The sequence below is a fragment of the Variovorax sp. 05L425 genome (assembly GCF_056397705.1).
The window spans coordinates 160,474-176,375 of record NZ_JBFTNY010000002.1 but is presented as its reverse complement, the minus strand read 5'-3'; the positions used below and the strand labels follow the sequence as shown (position 1 = coordinate 176,375).

Here is a 15,902-nt window from a genome sequence, read left to right as displayed (position 1 = left end):
TCAACTTCTGGAGCTTCCCCATGTCTGCACTCTTCGAAGCGACCGCCCTGGTCGTACCGTTTGAAAACCTGAGGATGACCGACGTCGAGTCGGTCGGTGGCAAGAATGCCAGCCTCGGCGAGATGATTTCCCAGTTGCCCCAGGGTGTGCGTGTTCCTACGGGATTTGCGACCACGGCGCACGCATTCCGGCAGTTCCTCGCTCACGATGGCCTGGCCGACAAGATCAGCGCAAGGCTTGCAAAGCTCGATACCGAGGACGTGCGGGCCCTGGCCGCTGCCGGCGCGGAGATCCGCGCGATGGTCGAGGCGCAACCATTCCCGGCCGACCTGCAGAAAGCCATTCAAACGGCATTCGCCACCCTTTCGGCTGGCAATCCCCAGGCCAGTTTTGCCGTTCGTTCGTCGGCCACCGCCGAAGACTTGCCGGATGCTTCCTTCGCGGGTCAGCAGGAAACCTTTCTGAACGTGGTCGGCATTGAAGATGTCCTTCACAAGATGAAAGAGGTCTTCGCTTCGCTCTACAACGACCGCGCGATCAGCTACCGGGTCCACAAGGGCTTTGCGCACGATGTGGTGGCCCTCTCGGCGGGCGTCCAGCGCATGGTACGCAGCGATTTGGGAGCCGCCGGCGTGATGTTCACCATCGATACCGAATCCGGCTTCGAAGATGTGGTTTTCATCACATCCAGCTATGGTCTGGGCGAAACGGTCGTGCAGGGCGCCGTCAACCCTGACGAGTTCTATGTGCACAAGCCGACGCTGAGGGCTGGCAATCGTGCGGTCATTCGCCGGAGTCTGGGTTCGAAGCTGATCCAGATGGAGTTCGCCACCGCGGCAGAGAAGGCGGCCACTGGCAAGCTGGTCAAGACCACCGACGTTCCCGCCGAACAGCGCAACCGCTATTCGCTGAGCGATGCCGACGTCGAGCAACTTGCGAAGTACGCGCTGGTCATCGAAGAGCACTATGGCCGCCCCATGGACATCGAGTGGGGCAAGGACGGCACCGACGGACAGCTGTACATCCTGCAAGCCCGTCCTGAAACCGTGAAAAGCCAGCAGCAGGGCAAGGCTGAACAGCGCTACAAGCTGCTTGGCAGGGGTGCCGTGCTGGCTGAGGGGCGCGCAATCGGGCAGAAGATCGGCACCGGCCCCGTTCGCCTGGTCCACAGCATCAGCGAAATGGACAAGGTGCAAGCCGGCGACGTGCTCGTGACCGACATGACCGACCCCAACTGGGAGCCGGTGATGAAACGCGCCGCCGCCATCGTCACGAATCGTGGCGGGCGTACCTGCCATGCGGCCATCATCGCGCGCGAACTCGGCATTCCGGCTGTCGTCGGTTGCGGTGACGCCACGGACCTCTTGAAGGACGGCACGCTCGTCACGGTGAGCTGCGCCGAGGGCGACACGGGCTTCATCTACGACGGGCTCCTCGAAACCGAAGTGACTGAAGTCAAGCGGGGAGAGATGCCGGACATCGACCTCAAGGTGATGATGAATGTCGGCAATCCGCAATTGGCCTTCGACTTCGCTCAATTGCCGAACCATGGCGTCGGTCTGGCGCGGCTGGAATTCATCATCAACAACAACATCGGAGTGCACCCCAAGGCGATCCTCGACTACCCGAATGTCGACGCCGATCTCAAGAAGGCGGTCGAATCGGTCGCGCGTGGGCATGCATCCCCGCGTGCGTTCTACGTCGACAAGGTGGCGGAGGGTATCGCGACCATCGGCGCCGCTTTCTGGCCGAAGCCGGTGATTGTTCGCCTGTCCGACTTCAAGTCGAACGAATACCGCAAGCTGATCGGTGGCAGCCGCTACGAACCCGAGGAAGAAAACCCGATGCTCGGCTTCCGTGGCGCAGCACGCTATCTCAGCGAGGATTTTGGCGAGGCGTTTGCCATGGAGTGCGAGGCGCTCAAGCGCGTGCGCAATGAAATGGGCCTGACCAATGTCCAGATCATGGTGCCTTTCGTGCGCACGCTCGGCCAAGCCCAGCGGGTGACGGAGCTATTGGGCGAACACGGCCTGAGGCGAGGGGAAAACGAACTCAAGCTGATCATGATGTGTGAGGTGCCGAGCAATGCCGTCCTGCCGGAGGAGTTCCTGGAGTTCTTCGACGGCTTCTCGATCGGATCCAACGATCTGACCCAGCTTACGCTGGGTCTTGATCGCGACTCCGGACTCGAATTGCTCGCAGCGGACTTCGATGAGCGCGATCCGGCCGTCAAGGCTTTGCTCAGTCGCGTGATCAAGGCCTGCAAGGCGCAGGGCAAGTACGTCGGCATCTGTGGACAGGGCCCCAGCGACCATCCCGACTTTGCCCTGTGGTTGGCGGAGCAGGGTATCGAGTCGATTTCGCTCAACCCTGACAGCGTGATTGATACCTGGAAGCAACTTGCTCAACGCTAAAGGGAAGGCGCGGCGGGGACGACCGAACTGTCACCGCTGCGCAACGACTTAGGTCACACGGATCGTTGTAATCCCTATGTCAGCTTGTTGTATTTGCAACCAGATGCATCTTTGATGTCAAACTTGCCTCCCAAGGGGGCGCAGTACAGGGGGCGTACACGCTGGTCGGCTGACCAGCGTTGAGTGCGTTCCGACTTTGGCATCGAAAGCATGATTCTTGTCAAGACAGAAGCTGGGCACCAGGTGCTCAAGGATCGATCGTTGCGGCTGACCGCGCGACAGCGCTCCGCGTTCATTCTTTTTGACGGCAAGCGGTCCGTGAGCGATGTGATCGATGCCGGGGTAGGCATCACCCGAGAGGATATAGATCAACTTGTCCAACTCGGGTTGCTCGAGAATTCACATGGATCGGTGGGGAGCGCCAGCTCAGGCGCGGTGCCGGCGCAGCTCCGATCCGTTTCCGCGGAGCCGGCGCCGGCGGCCATCGTCCCTCAGCCAGTTGATGGTCGCTCGAATCAGCAGCGCTACAAGGATGCGTATCCCATCGCGACGCAGCTCACCGGAGGGCTCGGATTGCGCGGATTCAGGCTCAACCTGTCGGTGGAGAAGACCTCTACCTATGAGGAATTGCTCGACCTACTTCCAAAAATCCGGGGTGCCGTGGGCCCGGAGAAGGTCGTGGCGCTGGAGCGCGCATTGATCGGCGATTGAACGGGCAAGCGCCTGCTATAATTTCTGGCTTTGCCTTGCCACACCGCGACCGACGCTGCGGGTGGCTTAATCCCTTCTACGGAAGACCCACAAGGAGCGCTATGCGTCACTACGAAATCATCTTGCTGATCCACCCGGATCAAAGCGAACAAGTTCCAGCCATGCTGGAGCGCTACAAAGGCCTGATCACGGCCGGCGGCGGCAAGGTCCACCGCGTTGAAGACTGGGGCCGTCGTCAACTGGCCTATCAGATCAACAAGCTCAACAAGGCGCACTACCTGTGCGTGAACATCGAAGCTGAACAAGCTGTGATGGCCGAACTGGAGCATGCGTTCAAGTTCAACGACGCCGTTCTGCGCCACCTCACCGTGGTCAAGAAGAAGGCCGAAACCGGCCCTTCGTCGATGATGAAGACGGTCGAGCGCGAAGAGGCCCGCAAGGCCCAGCAGGCCGAATACGCCGCCAACAACAACTGATTGTGTGAGTGCCGCCGCAGTCAATCAGCTCGTGCTGACTGCCTGCGTCGCCGAAATCGGAGTTCTGCGTTTTACGCCCGCCGGTCTACCCGCTGTCGATTTGAGACTCGAACACGAGTCGACGATTTCCGAGGCAGGACAGCTCAGGCAGGTTAAAACGGCCCTCAAAGCCGTTGCGTTCGGCGTAGTTGCCGAACGACTCGCAAGGCAGGCTCTTGGAAGTCTCTGGCGTTTTCAGGGTTTCCTCGCCACTCCGGGCAACGGCAAGCATGCGGTTCTACACATCCAGGACTTTCAGCAAGATTAATTTTCGATAAGAGGTCCCCAAATGGCCACGTTCAAGAAATTCAACAAAGACAAGCGCCCGAAGCGCAATACCCAGTCGCTGCTGTTCAAGCGCAAGCGCTTCTGCCGCTTCACCGTCGCTGGTGTCGAAGAAATCGACTACAAGGACATCGACACCCTGCGCGATTTCATCAGCGAAAACGGCAAGATCATTCCCGCTCGCCTGACCGGCACGCGCGCTATCTATCAGCGTCAGCTCAACACTGCGATCAAGCGCGCGCGCTTCCTCGCAATGGTGCCGTACAGCGACCAACACCGCGTCTAAGGAGCAGACAACATGCAAGTCATTCTTCTCGACAAGGTTGTGAACCTCGGTGTGCTGGGCGAGATCGTCAAGGTCAAGGACGGCTACGCACGGAATTTTCTGATTCCTACGGGCCGTGCTCGCCGCGCAACTGAAGCCAACAAGGCCGAATTCGAAGCCAAGCGCGTCGAGCTCGAAAAGGCGGCGGCGGCCAAGTTGGCCGAATCGCAAGCCCAGGGCGAAAAGCTCACAGGCACTACAGTCAAGCTGACGCAGAAGGCTGGCGTTGACGGCCGTCTGTTCGGCTCTGTGACCAACCATGACATCGCTGACGAACTCAACAAGCTCGGCTACAAGGTTGCAAAGTCGCAGGTGCGTATGCCCAACGGTCCGATCAAGATCGTCGGCGACAGCACCGTCAGCGTTGCACTGCATACCGACGTGGTGGTTGAAATCGCCGTGACGGTGTACGGCGAAAGCGCCTGATCGCATTGCGGGCTCACACCCGTGCCAAGAGCCGCCTTCGGGCGGCTTTTTTTTCGGCCGGCCGTGTTGTCCCGCACGCTGCACCGGAAGATCACCGTTTATTCACAGCCTTGTCCACGTGACGCCGAGCGATGCGCGGCTTAGCATGCAGGGTTGCAAGGAACTCAATGTCCGCTGTTTTTTCCTACGCCGATAACGACCCGTCGACAGATCGCCAGATCGCGCAGCTACGCATCCCCCCGCATTCGATTGAAGCCGAATCGAGCGTGCTCGGCGGCCTTCTGCTCGACAACGGCGCTTGGGACCGCATGGGTGACGTTGTGGTGGACAGCGATTTCTATCGGCATGAGCACAAGCTGATCTATGCGGCCATCGGCACGCTGATCAACGCCAGCAAGCCTGCGGACGTGATCACCGTCTACGAGCAGTTGCAGAACCTCGGCAAGGCCGAGGAGATCGGTGGTCTTGCCTATCTCAATTCGCTCGCGCAGTACGTGCCGAGCGCGAGCAACATCCGCCGCTATGCAGAGATCGTGCGCGAGCGCTCGATCTTGCGAAAGTTGGTGAGCGCCAGCGACGAGATCGCGACCAACGCGTTCAACACGCAGGGCAAGCCGGTCGACAAGATCCTGGACGAGGCTGAGCAGAAGATCTTCAATATCGGCGAAGAAGGCTCGCGCATGAAGCAAGGCTTCCAGGGCATGGACTCCCTGGTGGTCGAGTTGCTTGACCGCGTGACCGAGATGGCCGAGAACCCCAACGACATTACCGGTGTCCGCACAGGTTTCTACGAATTCGACAAGATGACCTCGGGCCTGCAGCCGGGCGACATGATCGTGCTGGCCGCACGTCCGTCCATGGGCAAGACGTCGCTGGCAATCAATATTGCCGAGCACGTCGCGCTCAACGAAGGGTTGCCGGTTGCGGTGTTCTCGATGGAAATGGGTGCCTCGCAGCTCGCGGTGCGTATCGTCGGTTCAATCGGGCGAATCGACCAAGGGCACCTGCGGACCGGCAAGCTCACTGACGAAGAATGGCCGCGCTTGACCGAGGCGATCGAGAAGTTGCGCAACGTGTCGCTGCACATCGACGAAACACCGGGTCTCACCACCAGCGAACTGCGCGCCAATGCCCGTCGGCTCGCCCGGCAGTACGGGAAACTTGGCCTGATCGTGGTCGACTACCTTCAGCTGATGAGTGTGTCGAGCAGCATGAACGACGAGAATCGAGCCACCGCCGTTGGTGAAATCTCGCGTGGATTGAAGATGCTGGCGAAGGAGCTCAAATGCCCCGTGATCGCGCTGTCGCAGCTCAGCCGCGGGGTGGAAAGCCGGACTGACAAGCGCCCCATGATGAGCGATCTGCGCGAGTCCGGTGCCATCGAGCAGGACGCCGACATCATCATGTTCATCTACCGCGACGACTACTACGACAAGAACAGCAAAGAGCCGGGCGTCGCCGAAGTGATCATCAGCAAGCACCGGAACGGCCCGACCGGCACCGTCAAGCTTGCATTCCTCAAGCCACTCACCAAGTTTGAAAATCTCGCCATGGGTAGCGACGATTTTTGATCAGCCGTTTTGGCGCTCGGGCGAATTTGCTTTCTGCGAGTCCGACTGAAGTCGCCGAAGCATGTCGGCCAGGGTTTTGCCTGGTTCGTCGCGAAAACGCTCCGGCAGGACTTCGATCTGATTGATGCGGTCGATCCTGAAGCCGCGAAAGTCCTCGCGAAGTTCGCACCAGGCGGAGAAGGTCCATACCTTGCCCCAATAGAAGCAGCCCAGCGGTCGCACTGTGCGCTGGCTCGGCGCTCCGGTGACATCGCGATAGTCCATGCGCAGCTTCTGGCGTGCCTGCACCGCTTCGCGCAATGTCTGCAACCGGGCGCGTGTGCCGTCGTCGAGTGAATACGCTGGCGCATAAAGCGCGAGGCTCTCGGCCGACACGCGCGCCGCAGGCGGCAGTACCGACAGAATTTTTCCCAGCGCCGATTCGATGTCGCGCGCCATGGCAGCATCCACCCAACTCTGCGCCAAGCGCGCCGATGCGACCAATGCCGCGGCTTCGTCCTGGGTGAACATAAGCGGTGGCAGATCGAAGCCCGAGCCTAGTCGATAGCCGACGCCCGCTTCGCCTTCGACCGGCACTCCTTGAAGCTGCAGGTCGGCGATGTCGCGGTAAACGGTGCGTTCGGAAATCTCCAGGCGCTGTGCGAGAAAAGCGGCCGTCGTGAGACGGCGCCCGCGAATGATCTGGACGATCTGGAAAAGGCGGTCGGCACGGCGCATAGCAACGATCAGCTTCCGATCAGCTTCTTCTCGAAGTCTTCGACGAAATAGCGCCGTCCACGCTGGACCACGGTGTGGCCTTCGGATTCGAGTCGCTGCATGAGTTCATCGAGACCGCCCGGGTATTTGAGATTCAACTCGCCGTTGCCTTTCAGGGTTCGCCAGTACGGAGTGAATTCTGTCAGACCCGCCTTTCTGTCTTCGTCCGCTGCCCGCGCCGCCATGCTCGCGAAGATCGCAGTGGTCACCGCGCAGCCGATGGTTGTGCCATGCTCACGGGCGAGATGATCGCTGATGCCAAGCACGGTGGCGAGGCGGCCTTCGGGTACCCGTCTCATTGCCGCGTCGACTTCACGCGGCGAGGGTGTGACGATGGTTCCATACCCGAATCGCCCCTGCATGCGTTCCGGAATCGGCTTGACGTTCGGCAGATGCGGGTAGCCTGCGAGTCGTTCTCGCCAGCTCTTGCCGCGCCTGTCGGGGGTCGATTTCATGTCAGTCCAACTGCACCCCGATGTGGATGGCCACCTGCTCGGGGCCGCTGTAGGCCTCGAAGTCGCTGCGGTAGCAACGCTTGATTTCGGGGTGAGCCTCGAAATACTGCCAGATCGTCTGCCACACGGCGAGCACCATTTGCGGCATTTCACCCTGTCCGGTGAACACGAGGTAGTCGCCGCCTTCGATGCGCACCGCTGCAGGCGCATCAGTGACTGCGACGCCGGTGGTGATGTCGAAGGCACCGTGCGCGTCGGTCTCGTAGCCCGAATAGACGCCGTAGAGGTGCATGTCGGCCTTGCGATTCGGCGTTTTCTCGTAGATGCGCTCGTCGAAGAAGCGGGTCCACAGTGAGCCGATTCGCGCATTTTGCGGATCGGTTTCGTCGCGATTGGTGGTGCGCGCTGTGAGGCCGGCGACGTGGAAGGCATCCAGCCGCTGAAGTTCGGGTTGCATGCTTTTCTCCATGAAGAAATCAAAATTCCAATGACTGGAGGTCGGCGTTCATCGCGCCGGCGATCAGACGAATATCGTGCTCATCGACTTCGAACAGGCCGAAGCGAAACTTGGAACTCCATCGCGTGGGGTCTTCGACGAAGTCGAACCGGTCAATCAGAGGCAGGATCGGTGCTTCGCGCGCTGCCGCGTAACGTACGTCCCGACGCCATGGCACGAAGCCATTGCCCATAGCTGCTTCGTAGGGCGTGTCTCCGTGAACGACACCAATCGACACGAAGCTTTGCAGTTTGTCGGCGCGGCCGAGTTCGGTCGTGGGTGAGTAGTAGGCAACGCGGTCGCCGGCGGAGATGCGTTTGAGGGGCGCGAGCTGGCCGTGCCCCACCTGCATGAAGCCGCCTTTCGGATCGTCGCGGCCGCGACGAGCGTGCTCCGCGCTCGCGACCGCGATCCAATTCTTGCGTGTCATCGCCTTCAGACCAGCGCGTGCAGGCCGACCTCGTTGCCCTCGGTATCGCGCAGATGAGCGAAGAAGCCCATTCCCGCCGGCAATTCGGTTTTCAGGAGAATGACTTGCCCGCCCGCCTCCGCCACGCGCCCAAGTGCGGCATCGATGCTCGGTGCGCAGTCGAGGTAGATGCGGACCCCGCTGCCCGATGCAGCCACCTTGGTGGCGCCGGCCGTCAGGCATCCGCCGGTTGCGGGGCTTTCATACGGAAAGACGGCCATGACGCCGCCGCCGAAATCCTCGCGCTTCAGTGTCCGACCAAGAACCTTTTCGTAGAACGACTGCGCGCGATCCATGTTGGCAACCGGGATTTCGAACCAATTGATGGATGTGGTCATGAGTGGCTTCCTCAAGCAGTGAATGAAGCCCTCATGCTGCGCGACAGCTCCTGACAGCGTGTTGTCAGGAGCGTTGGCAGAGGCAAAAAAGGGCGCCTCAGCGCCCTGGGAGCAAGCGGCTGCGGCCTACAGAACGTCGCTCGCGAAGTCCGCCAGGCGTGAGCGTTCGCCGCGCGCCAGGGTGATGTGCCCGCTGTGCGGCCAACCCTTGAACTTGTCGACCGCGAAAGTCAGGCCCGACGAACCTTCCGTGAGATAGGGTGTATCGATCTGTGCCAGATTGCCCATGCAGATGATCTTGGTGCCAGGACCTGCACGGGTGACCAGCGTTTTCATCTGCTTCGGCGTCAGATTCTGCGCCTCGTCGATGATCACGTACTTGTTGAGGAAGGTACGCCCTCGCATGAAGTTCATGCTCTTGATCTTGATCTTGCTGCGGATCAGCTCATTGGTGGCGGCGCGGCCCCATTCGCCCGCGCCGCCGCCATCGCCCTTGGCGAGGAATTCGAGGTTGTCGTCGAGCGCACCCATCCAAGGGCCCATCTTTTCTTCTTCCGTGCCCGGAAGGAAGCCGATGTCCTCGCCCACGCTCACGGTCGCGCGAGTCATGATGATCTCCGTGTAGCGACGATCGTCGAGGACCTGCGTCAGGCCGGAGGCCAGCGCCATCAACGTCTTGCCAGTCCCTGCCGTGCCGGTCAGTGTGACGAAATCGACTTCGGGATCCATCAGCAGGTTCATCGCAAAGTTCTGCTCGCGATTGCGCGTGTTTACGCCCCAGACTGCGTTCTTGACCGAACCGTAGTCCTTGAGCGTCTTGAGGACAGCCGTCTTGTCCCGAATTTCGGTCACTCGCGCATACATGCTCGGCTCGCCAGGCGCCTCGAAGTAGACGAATTGATTGATGTACAGGTTAGGAACGATGGGTCCGCTGATCCGGTAGAACGTGCTGCTACCGCTCTGCCAGCTTTCGATCGTCTTGCTCTGGCGAGTCCAGAAGTCCGCCGGCAACGCGAGCGACCCGGAATACAGGAGGTCTCCATCTTCCAGGGTCTTGTCGTTTTGGTAGTCGTCGGCGGCGAGGCCGAGCGCGCGTGCCTTGACGCGCATGTTGATGTCCTTCGACACCAGCACTACTTCCTGCTTCGGGCGGCCCGGCGCATCCTTGACGTAGAGGTCGCGCAGCGCCTGGACCACACCCAGAATCTGGTTGTCCGCCTTGCCCTGCGGCAGGCTGGTCGGCAAGGAATAGTCCAGCGGGGCCGTCTGGAAGAACAGCTTGCCGCCGGCCTCGCGGTGACCGGTGGTGTCGAGCTTCAACCCCTTGCCGATGTCGGCGCCTTGCGCGGCGGCCAGTGCATCGAGGGTACGGCTGGTCTGGCGGCCGTTCCGTGCGACTTCCGTTGTCCCTTTTTTATGGCCGTCGAGTTCTTCCAGGACGATCATCGGCAGGAAGATGTCGTGCTCCTCGAAGCGGAAGAGGCACATCGGGTCGTGCAGCAGCACATTGGTATCCAGAACGAAAAGCTTGGCGGGGCCATTCGCCTTGCTGCGTTTGGAGCGAGTGTGGCCTTGCTGCTCCGGGACGAGCGCGCTTGCGCGTGGCTCTATGCGACGAGGCGGCGCTTCTTGCGGTACAGGTGCAGGCGTCTTCGCCCTGGGCAGCGGCGGTGCTTCAATGGCGCCTCCGCCTTCGGCGGCGTGCCGGTCGAACAGTTCAAGTGGCCGAGGCCCGTTCGTTCCGGCTTCTTCCGACCTGCGATCAGAGGAGCGACGGCCACTCCTTCCGTGCGAGGAGCGGGCCGGTGCATCGTGTGCGTCCGGCGAAAGCAATGCGGCGCGTTTTGTAGGGGCGGGGGGCAGAGGCATGGGGCGGTTTGCTCGCAAAAGTGGAGGGGCCAGAAAGCGAAAAAGCCGCCTGAAGACCTGGGCGGCTTTGTTCGGTGGATGCGGTCGCGGAGCTCAACGGCATGGGGCCATTATGCACATCGCGTGTGTCGCCTCCTGTGTTCGTTGCGCGCCGCCAACGCGACTGCGCAAAACCTCACACACTTTGCAGATCAGGCTGCTTTCTTGAGCGCCTTGACAGCTTTGAGCACGTCGTCAACGTGGCCTGGGACCTTGAGCCCGCGCCATTCCGCCTTCAGCACACCATCGGCGCCGATGAGAAAGGTGCTGCGCTCGATGCCCTTGACTTTCTTGCCGTACATGATCTTGTTCTTGACCACGCCGAACATGTGACACATCTTTTCTTCGGTGTCTGCGATCAGTTCGAAGGGAAGTTCGAGCTTGGCCTTGAATTCGTCGTGCGACTTCATGTTGTCGCGCGACACGCCGAACACCGTAGCGCCGGCTTTTTCGAAATCCTTGTATCGGTCCCTGAACTGCATGGCTTCGGTGGTGCAGCCTGGCGTGTTGTCCTTGGGATAAAAGTACATGACCAGAACGTGGCCGAGATGAGAGGTGTTCGAGACCTTCAGGCCGCCGGTGGCATTGGCGTCGAATTCGGGGATGGGTTTGTTGACAACGATCGCCATGAAACTTGTTTTCTCCGTTTGATTCCATGCCCGCCCACATCGGATGCGTCGGGTTCATGGAGGATTGGTCGTTGCTAACTGAGGGCTGGCCGCCGGTTTGCAACCCGCGATTTTACCTCGAAAAGCCTCCTACTGCCCAGCGGCAGGCCTCTCGACCAACAGGGCCGCCACGACGTGCCGTCCTTCGCTCGCGAGGATGTTGTAGGTGCGGCAGGCTGCGGGCGTATCCATGGTTTCTACGCCGGTGCGCTGCGCCATGAGCGGTTGAAGCCAGGCGGCCTGCGGAAAACGGATGCGCCCACCGCTGCCGAAGATGATCAATTCGGCACCCAGGGAGGCCAACTGGGCGAAGTGTTCTGGGCCCAGTTGATCGAAACGGCTGCAATCCCATTCGAAACGCTCGCCGCGAGAGCCAACGACGACGCTCGATTCAACCCGTTCGTTGTTGATGGCCACCCAGCCCGGGCCGTGTGCAGTGAGTGTCTGGACGTCGGATTTGTCGGGCTGGAGCTTCATCTGGAGGGGCGGGGAACTGTGGTCAAATTATAGGTTTTCCCCTGCGCTGACCCCCTTGGAGGGACTTTGAAACCGCTGAAGAAATCGGCCAAGCTGGCCAATGTGCTCTACGACATCCGCGGTCCGATCATGGACGCCGCCAAGCAGATGGAGGAAGAGGGCCAGAAGATCATCAAGCTCAACATCGGCAACCTCGCCGTGTTCGGCTTCGATGCGCCTGAAGAGGTCCAGCAGGACATGATCCGCAACCTGCCGGCCTCGGCCGGCTATTCGGATAGCAAGGGTATTTTTGCGGCACGCAAGGCCGTGATGCACGAGACGCAGAAGCAGGGCATCGCGGGCGTGACGCTGGACGATATCTATCTCGGCAACGGTGCCAGCGAACTGATTGCCATGGCCACCAACGCGCTGCTCAACGACGGTGACGAGTTGCTGCTGCCGACGCCGGACTACCCCCTCTGGACCGCCGTCGCCAGCCTGTCGGGCGGCAAGCCGGTGCACTACCTCTGCGACGAGGACAACGGCTGGATGCCGAGCCTCGACGACATTCGCTCCAAGATCACTTCCCGCACCAAGGGGATCGTGGTCATCAACCCGAACAACCCGACCGGCGCGCTGTATTCCACCGACTTGCTCAAGGGCATCGTTGCCATTGCGCGCGAGCACGGGCTCGTGATCTTCGCCGACGAGGTTTACGACAAGGTGCTGTACGACGGCGTCAAGCACACCGCCATCGCGAGCCTGTCGACGGACGTGCTCACGCTCACTTTCAATTCGCTGTCCAAGAGCTACCGGTCGTGCGGCTATCGGTCAGGCTGGGTCGTGGTGTCAGGCGACAAGAAGTTGGCGCGCGACTATATCGAGGGGCTGAACATGCTCTCGAACATGCGCCTGTGCGCCAACGTGCCGGGCCAGTGGGCGATCCAGACGGCGCTGGGCGGCTATCAGAGCATCAACGACCTTGTGGGCGCCGGTGGCCGGCTGCGTCGTCAGCGGGATCTGGCTTACGAGTTGATCACGGCGATTCCGGGCGTGACTTGCGTCAAGCCTAGCGCAGCGCTCTACATGTTCCCGAAGCTCGATCCGAAGGTTTACCCGATCGAGGATGACCGCCAGTTCTTCCTCGACTTGCTGAAGGAAACCAAGGTGATGCTCGTGCAGGGCACCGGCTTCAACTGGCCGACACCGGACCACTTCCGTATCGTGTTCCTGCCTCACGAAGAAGACCTGCGCGAAGCTGTCGGGCGTATCGCCGGTTTCCTCGAGCGCTATCGAACCCGGCTCGCCTGAGCGTCCGAGCGCCAGGTCTTTCCGAACATCCTTGCTTTCCAAGACGAACCCATGAAACCCATTCAAGTTGGCCTGCTCGGCATCGGCACGGTCGGTAGCGGCACCTTCAACGTGCTCCAGCGCAACCAGGAAGAGATCAAGCGTCGCGCGGGCCGTGGCATCGAGATCACGATGGTTGCGGACCTCGACACGGTGCGCGCCAAGGCCGTGGTCGGCGACAGCGTGAAAGTGGTCGGCGACGCACGTGAGGTGATCGCCAACCCCGATATCGACATCGTGATCGAACTGATCGGCGGCTACGGCATCGCCAAACAACTGGTGCTCGAGGCGATCGCTGCCGGCAAGCACGTGGTGACGGCCAACAAGGCCCTGCTTGCGGTGCACGGCACCGAAATCTTCGCGGCCGCGCACGACAAGGGTGTGATGGTGGCGTTCGAAGCCGCCGTGGCGGGCGGAATCCCGATCATCAAGGCGCTGCGTGAAGGCCTTACGGCCAACAGCATCCAGTGGATCGCCGGGATCATCAACGGCACCACCAATTTCATCCTGTCGGAGATGCGTGACAAGGGTCTGGACTTCGCCACCGTGCTGAAGGAAGCGCAACGCCTGGGCTATGCCGAAGCCGATCCGACCTTCGACATCGAGGGCGTCGACGCCGCGCACAAGGTCACGCTGATGAGCGCCATCGCTTTCGGCATCCCGGTGCAGTTCGACAAGGCCCACGTCGAGGGCATCACGAAGTTGGCTGCACAGGACATCAAGTATGCCGAGCAACTTGGTTACCGCATCAAGCTGCTGGGCGTGACCAAACGCGTGGCGCAGGGCATCGAGTTGCGCGTGCATCCAGCACTGGTGCCGTCCAAACGATTGCTTGCCAACGTCGAGGGGGCCATGAACGCGGTGGTGGTCAACGGCGACGCCGTCGGCACCACGCTCTACTACGGCAAGGGCGCAGGCAGCGAGCCGACCGCCAGCGCAGTGATCGCCGACCTCGTCGATATCGCGCGACTGCACACGGCCGACGCGGCGCATCGTGTTCCTCACCTTGCCTTCCATCCGGATGCGATGAGCGACCTGAAGGTCCTGCCGATGTCCGAGGTGGTGACCAGCTACTACCTGCGCCTGCGCGTCGCCGACGAGGCCGGCGTGCTGGCAAAAGTGACCGGTTTGCTGGCCAATGCCGGCATCAGCATCGACGCAGTGCTGCAGCGCGAAGCGGACGAAGTGGGCGGCGAAGGTTCGACGCAGACCGACCTGATCATCCTGACGCACGACACCCGCGAAGGCACGCTCGACGCCGCGCTGGTCGAGTTGCAGGCCCTGCCGACCGTGCTGGCGCCGATCGTTCGGCTTCGCAAGGAAGAGCTGTCCTGATGCGCTACCTTTCCACGCGCGGCCACCCCGACCGCCGCCGCTTCTGCGAAATCCTCCTGGAAGGCCTCGCGCCCGACGGCGGTTTGTACCTGCCCGAGCAATACCCCGCAGTCGACGCCGCCTTGCTCGCCAAATGGCGGGGACTGAGCTATGCCGAACTCGCCTTCGAGATCCTCTCGCTCTACATCGACGACATCCCGTCGCCCGATCTGAAAGCCATCTGCGCCAAGACCTATACCGCCGAGGTGTTCGGTACCGCGGAGATCGTGCCGCTGCGCGAACTGGAAGACGGCGTCTACCTCGAAGCGCTGTCCAACGGCCCGACGCTGGCCTTCAAGGACATGGCGATGCAACTGCTCGGCAACTTGTTCGAGTACGAACTGGCCCGTCGCGGTGAAGAGCTGAACATCCTCGGCGCGACGAGCGGAGACACCGGCAGCGCTGCCGAATACGCGATGCGTGGGAAGAAGGGCGTGCGCGTCTTCATGACCTCGCCCGACGGCCGCATGAGTCCTTTCCAGCAGGCGCAGATGTTCAGCCTGCAGGACGCGAACATCCACAACCTCGCGATCACAGGCGTTTTCGACGATTGCCAGGACATCGTCAAGGCTGTGTCGAACGACTTGGCCTTCAAGCGCAAGTACAAGATCGGCACTGTCAATTCGATCAACTGGGCGCGGCTGCTGGCGCAGGTTGTCTACTACTTTGCCGGCTATTTCCAGGCCACGGGCAGCAACGACAAGCAGGTGAGCTTCACGGTGCCCTCGGGCAACTTCGGCAATGTCTGCGCCGGTCACGTGGCTCGCATGATGGGGCTGCCGATTCGCACCCTCGTGGTTGCGACCAACGAGAACGACGTGCTCGACGAGTTCTTCCGTACCGGCGTCTACCGTGTGCGCTCGGCGGCCGACACACACGAGACGTCGAGTCCATCGATGGATATTTCCAAGGCCAGCAATTTCGAGCGTTTCATGTTCGATCTCGTGGGGCGCGATGCGGTCAAAGCGCGTGGCCTGTTCGAAGGCGAACTTGGCCGTGCCGGCCGCTTCGACCTGAGCGGGGACCCGGACTTTGCACAGGCTGCGACGCGCTTCGGCTTTGCCAGCAGCCGCAGCACGCACGCGGACCGGCTTGCGACCATCCGTGATACCGACAAGCGCTTCGCCACGCTGATCGACACGCACACGGCCGACGGCCTGAAGGCCGCGCGCGAACATCTCACACCGGGCGTGCCGATGATCGTCCTTGAGACCGCACTGCCGATCAAGTTCGCCGAGACCATCGTCGAGGCGCTGGGCCACGAGCCCGAGCGGCCGGCGCGCTTCCAGGGGATCGAGGCACTTCCCAAACGGGTCGTCAAGCTGCCGGCCAATGTCGAAGCAGTCAAGACCTATATCGCCACACACTGCGACTGACGCCGCAGG

At 61.3% G+C, this 15,902-nt stretch carries 18 protein-coding genes; 10 read left to right on the top strand and 8 right to left on the bottom strand.

Annotated features, from left to right (window positions below; genetic code table 11):
• The first annotated feature begins 20 nt into the window (after positions 1-20).
• From ppsA to dnaB, 7 genes are all read left to right on the top strand, one after another.
• The gene (gene ppsA, locus AC1DN9_RS02995; RefSeq protein WP_478097140.1) at positions 21-2,414 is read left to right on the top strand and encodes a phosphoenolpyruvate synthase; all 2,394 of its coding nucleotides are present in this window, start codon (positions 21-23) and stop codon (positions 2,412-2,414) included.
• A gap of 210 nt (positions 2,415-2,624) precedes the next feature.
• Positions 2,625-3,125: a hypothetical protein gene (locus AC1DN9_RS02990; RefSeq protein ID WP_478097138.1), complete on the top strand. Its 501-nt coding sequence runs from the start codon at positions 2,625-2,627 to the stop codon at positions 3,123-3,125.
• Between the two features lie 101 nt (positions 3,126-3,226).
• Positions 3,227-3,601, top strand: a complete 375-nt coding sequence (gene rpsF, locus AC1DN9_RS02985; RefSeq protein WP_093109828.1) for a 30S ribosomal protein S6 — start codon at positions 3,227-3,229, stop codon at positions 3,599-3,601.
• Positions 3,602-3,605: 4 nt separating this feature from the next.
• The gene (gene priB / locus AC1DN9_RS02980) at positions 3,606-3,908 is read left to right on the top strand and encodes a primosomal replication protein N (protein ID WP_478097136.1); all 303 of its coding nucleotides are present in this window, start codon (positions 3,606-3,608) and stop codon (positions 3,906-3,908) included.
• Between the two features lie 21 nt (positions 3,909-3,929).
• Entirely contained in the window at positions 3,930-4,211 is a 282-nt protein-coding gene (rpsR, locus tag AC1DN9_RS02975) for a 30S ribosomal protein S18 (RefSeq protein ID WP_007830781.1), read from the top strand.
• Positions 4,212-4,223: 12 nt separating this feature from the next.
• Positions 4,224-4,676, top strand: a complete 453-nt coding sequence (gene rplI / locus AC1DN9_RS02970) for a 50S ribosomal protein L9 (RefSeq protein ID WP_478097134.1) — start codon at positions 4,224-4,226, stop codon at positions 4,674-4,676.
• A 167-nt stretch (positions 4,677-4,843) separates the two neighbouring features.
• Positions 4,844-6,247 (top strand): replicative DNA helicase, encoded by a 1,404-nt coding sequence (gene dnaB, locus AC1DN9_RS02965; RefSeq protein WP_478097133.1) that lies wholly within the window; start codon positions 4,844-4,846, stop codon positions 6,245-6,247.
• Here dnaB and AC1DN9_RS02960 read toward each other — a convergent pair whose 3' ends face one another.
• The 8 genes from AC1DN9_RS02960 to AC1DN9_RS02925 form a co-directional block, all read right to left on the bottom strand.
• Positions 6,248-6,964 (bottom strand): helix-turn-helix transcriptional regulator, encoded by a 717-nt coding sequence (locus tag AC1DN9_RS02960; protein ID WP_478097132.1) that lies wholly within the window; start codon positions 6,962-6,964, stop codon positions 6,248-6,250. It lies immediately after the preceding gene.
• A gap of 8 nt (positions 6,965-6,972) precedes the next feature.
• Positions 6,973-7,458 carry an MGMT family protein gene (locus tag AC1DN9_RS02955; RefSeq protein ID WP_478097130.1) on the bottom strand — a complete coding sequence of 162 codons (486 nt, stop codon included), beginning with the start codon at positions 7,456-7,458 and terminating at the stop codon, positions 6,973-6,975.
• A 1-nt stretch (position 7,459) separates the two neighbouring features.
• The gene (locus AC1DN9_RS02950; protein ID WP_478097128.1) at positions 7,460-7,915 is read right to left on the bottom strand and encodes a GyrI-like domain-containing protein; all 456 of its coding nucleotides are present in this window, start codon (positions 7,913-7,915) and stop codon (positions 7,460-7,462) included.
• A 19-nt stretch (positions 7,916-7,934) separates the two neighbouring features.
• Entirely contained in the window at positions 7,935-8,384 is a 450-nt protein-coding gene (locus AC1DN9_RS02945) for an EVE domain-containing protein (protein ID WP_478097127.1), read from the bottom strand.
• Between the two features lie 5 nt (positions 8,385-8,389).
• Complete coding sequence (locus AC1DN9_RS02940) at positions 8,390-8,761, bottom strand: VOC family protein (protein ID WP_478097125.1); 372 nt, start codon at positions 8,759-8,761, stop codon at positions 8,390-8,392.
• A gap of 126 nt (positions 8,762-8,887) precedes the next feature.
• A complete protein-coding gene (locus AC1DN9_RS02935) occupies positions 8,888-10,630 on the bottom strand; it encodes a PhoH family protein (protein WP_478097123.1) in 1,743 nt (580 codons plus the stop codon).
• A gap of 191 nt (positions 10,631-10,821) precedes the next feature.
• Complete coding sequence (locus tag AC1DN9_RS02930; RefSeq protein WP_021006537.1) at positions 10,822-11,298, bottom strand: peroxiredoxin; 477 nt, start codon at positions 11,296-11,298, stop codon at positions 10,822-10,824.
• 129 nt (positions 11,299-11,427) lie between these two features.
• A complete protein-coding gene (locus AC1DN9_RS02925; protein ID WP_478097121.1) occupies positions 11,428-11,814 on the bottom strand; it encodes an Mth938-like domain-containing protein in 387 nt (128 codons plus the stop codon).
• A gap of 66 nt (positions 11,815-11,880) precedes the next feature.
• Between AC1DN9_RS02925 and AC1DN9_RS02920 the strand changes: the two genes are divergently transcribed.
• From AC1DN9_RS02920 to thrC, 3 genes are read left to right on the top strand one after another with little or no spacing between them, the layout of a single operon-like run.
• Positions 11,881-13,104, top strand: a complete 1,224-nt coding sequence (locus AC1DN9_RS02920) for a pyridoxal phosphate-dependent aminotransferase (protein ID WP_478097119.1) — start codon at positions 11,881-11,883, stop codon at positions 13,102-13,104.
• 51 nt (positions 13,105-13,155) lie between these two features.
• Positions 13,156-14,478 (top strand): homoserine dehydrogenase, encoded by a 1,323-nt coding sequence (locus AC1DN9_RS02915; protein WP_478097117.1) that lies wholly within the window; start codon positions 13,156-13,158, stop codon positions 14,476-14,478.
• The gene (gene thrC, locus AC1DN9_RS02910) at positions 14,478-15,893 is read left to right on the top strand and encodes a threonine synthase (protein WP_478097115.1); all 1,416 of its coding nucleotides are present in this window, start codon (positions 14,478-14,480) and stop codon (positions 15,891-15,893) included. The genes AC1DN9_RS02915 and thrC overlap by 1 nt, the downstream gene beginning before the upstream one ends.
• The last annotated feature ends 9 nt before the right edge of the window (positions 15,894-15,902 follow it).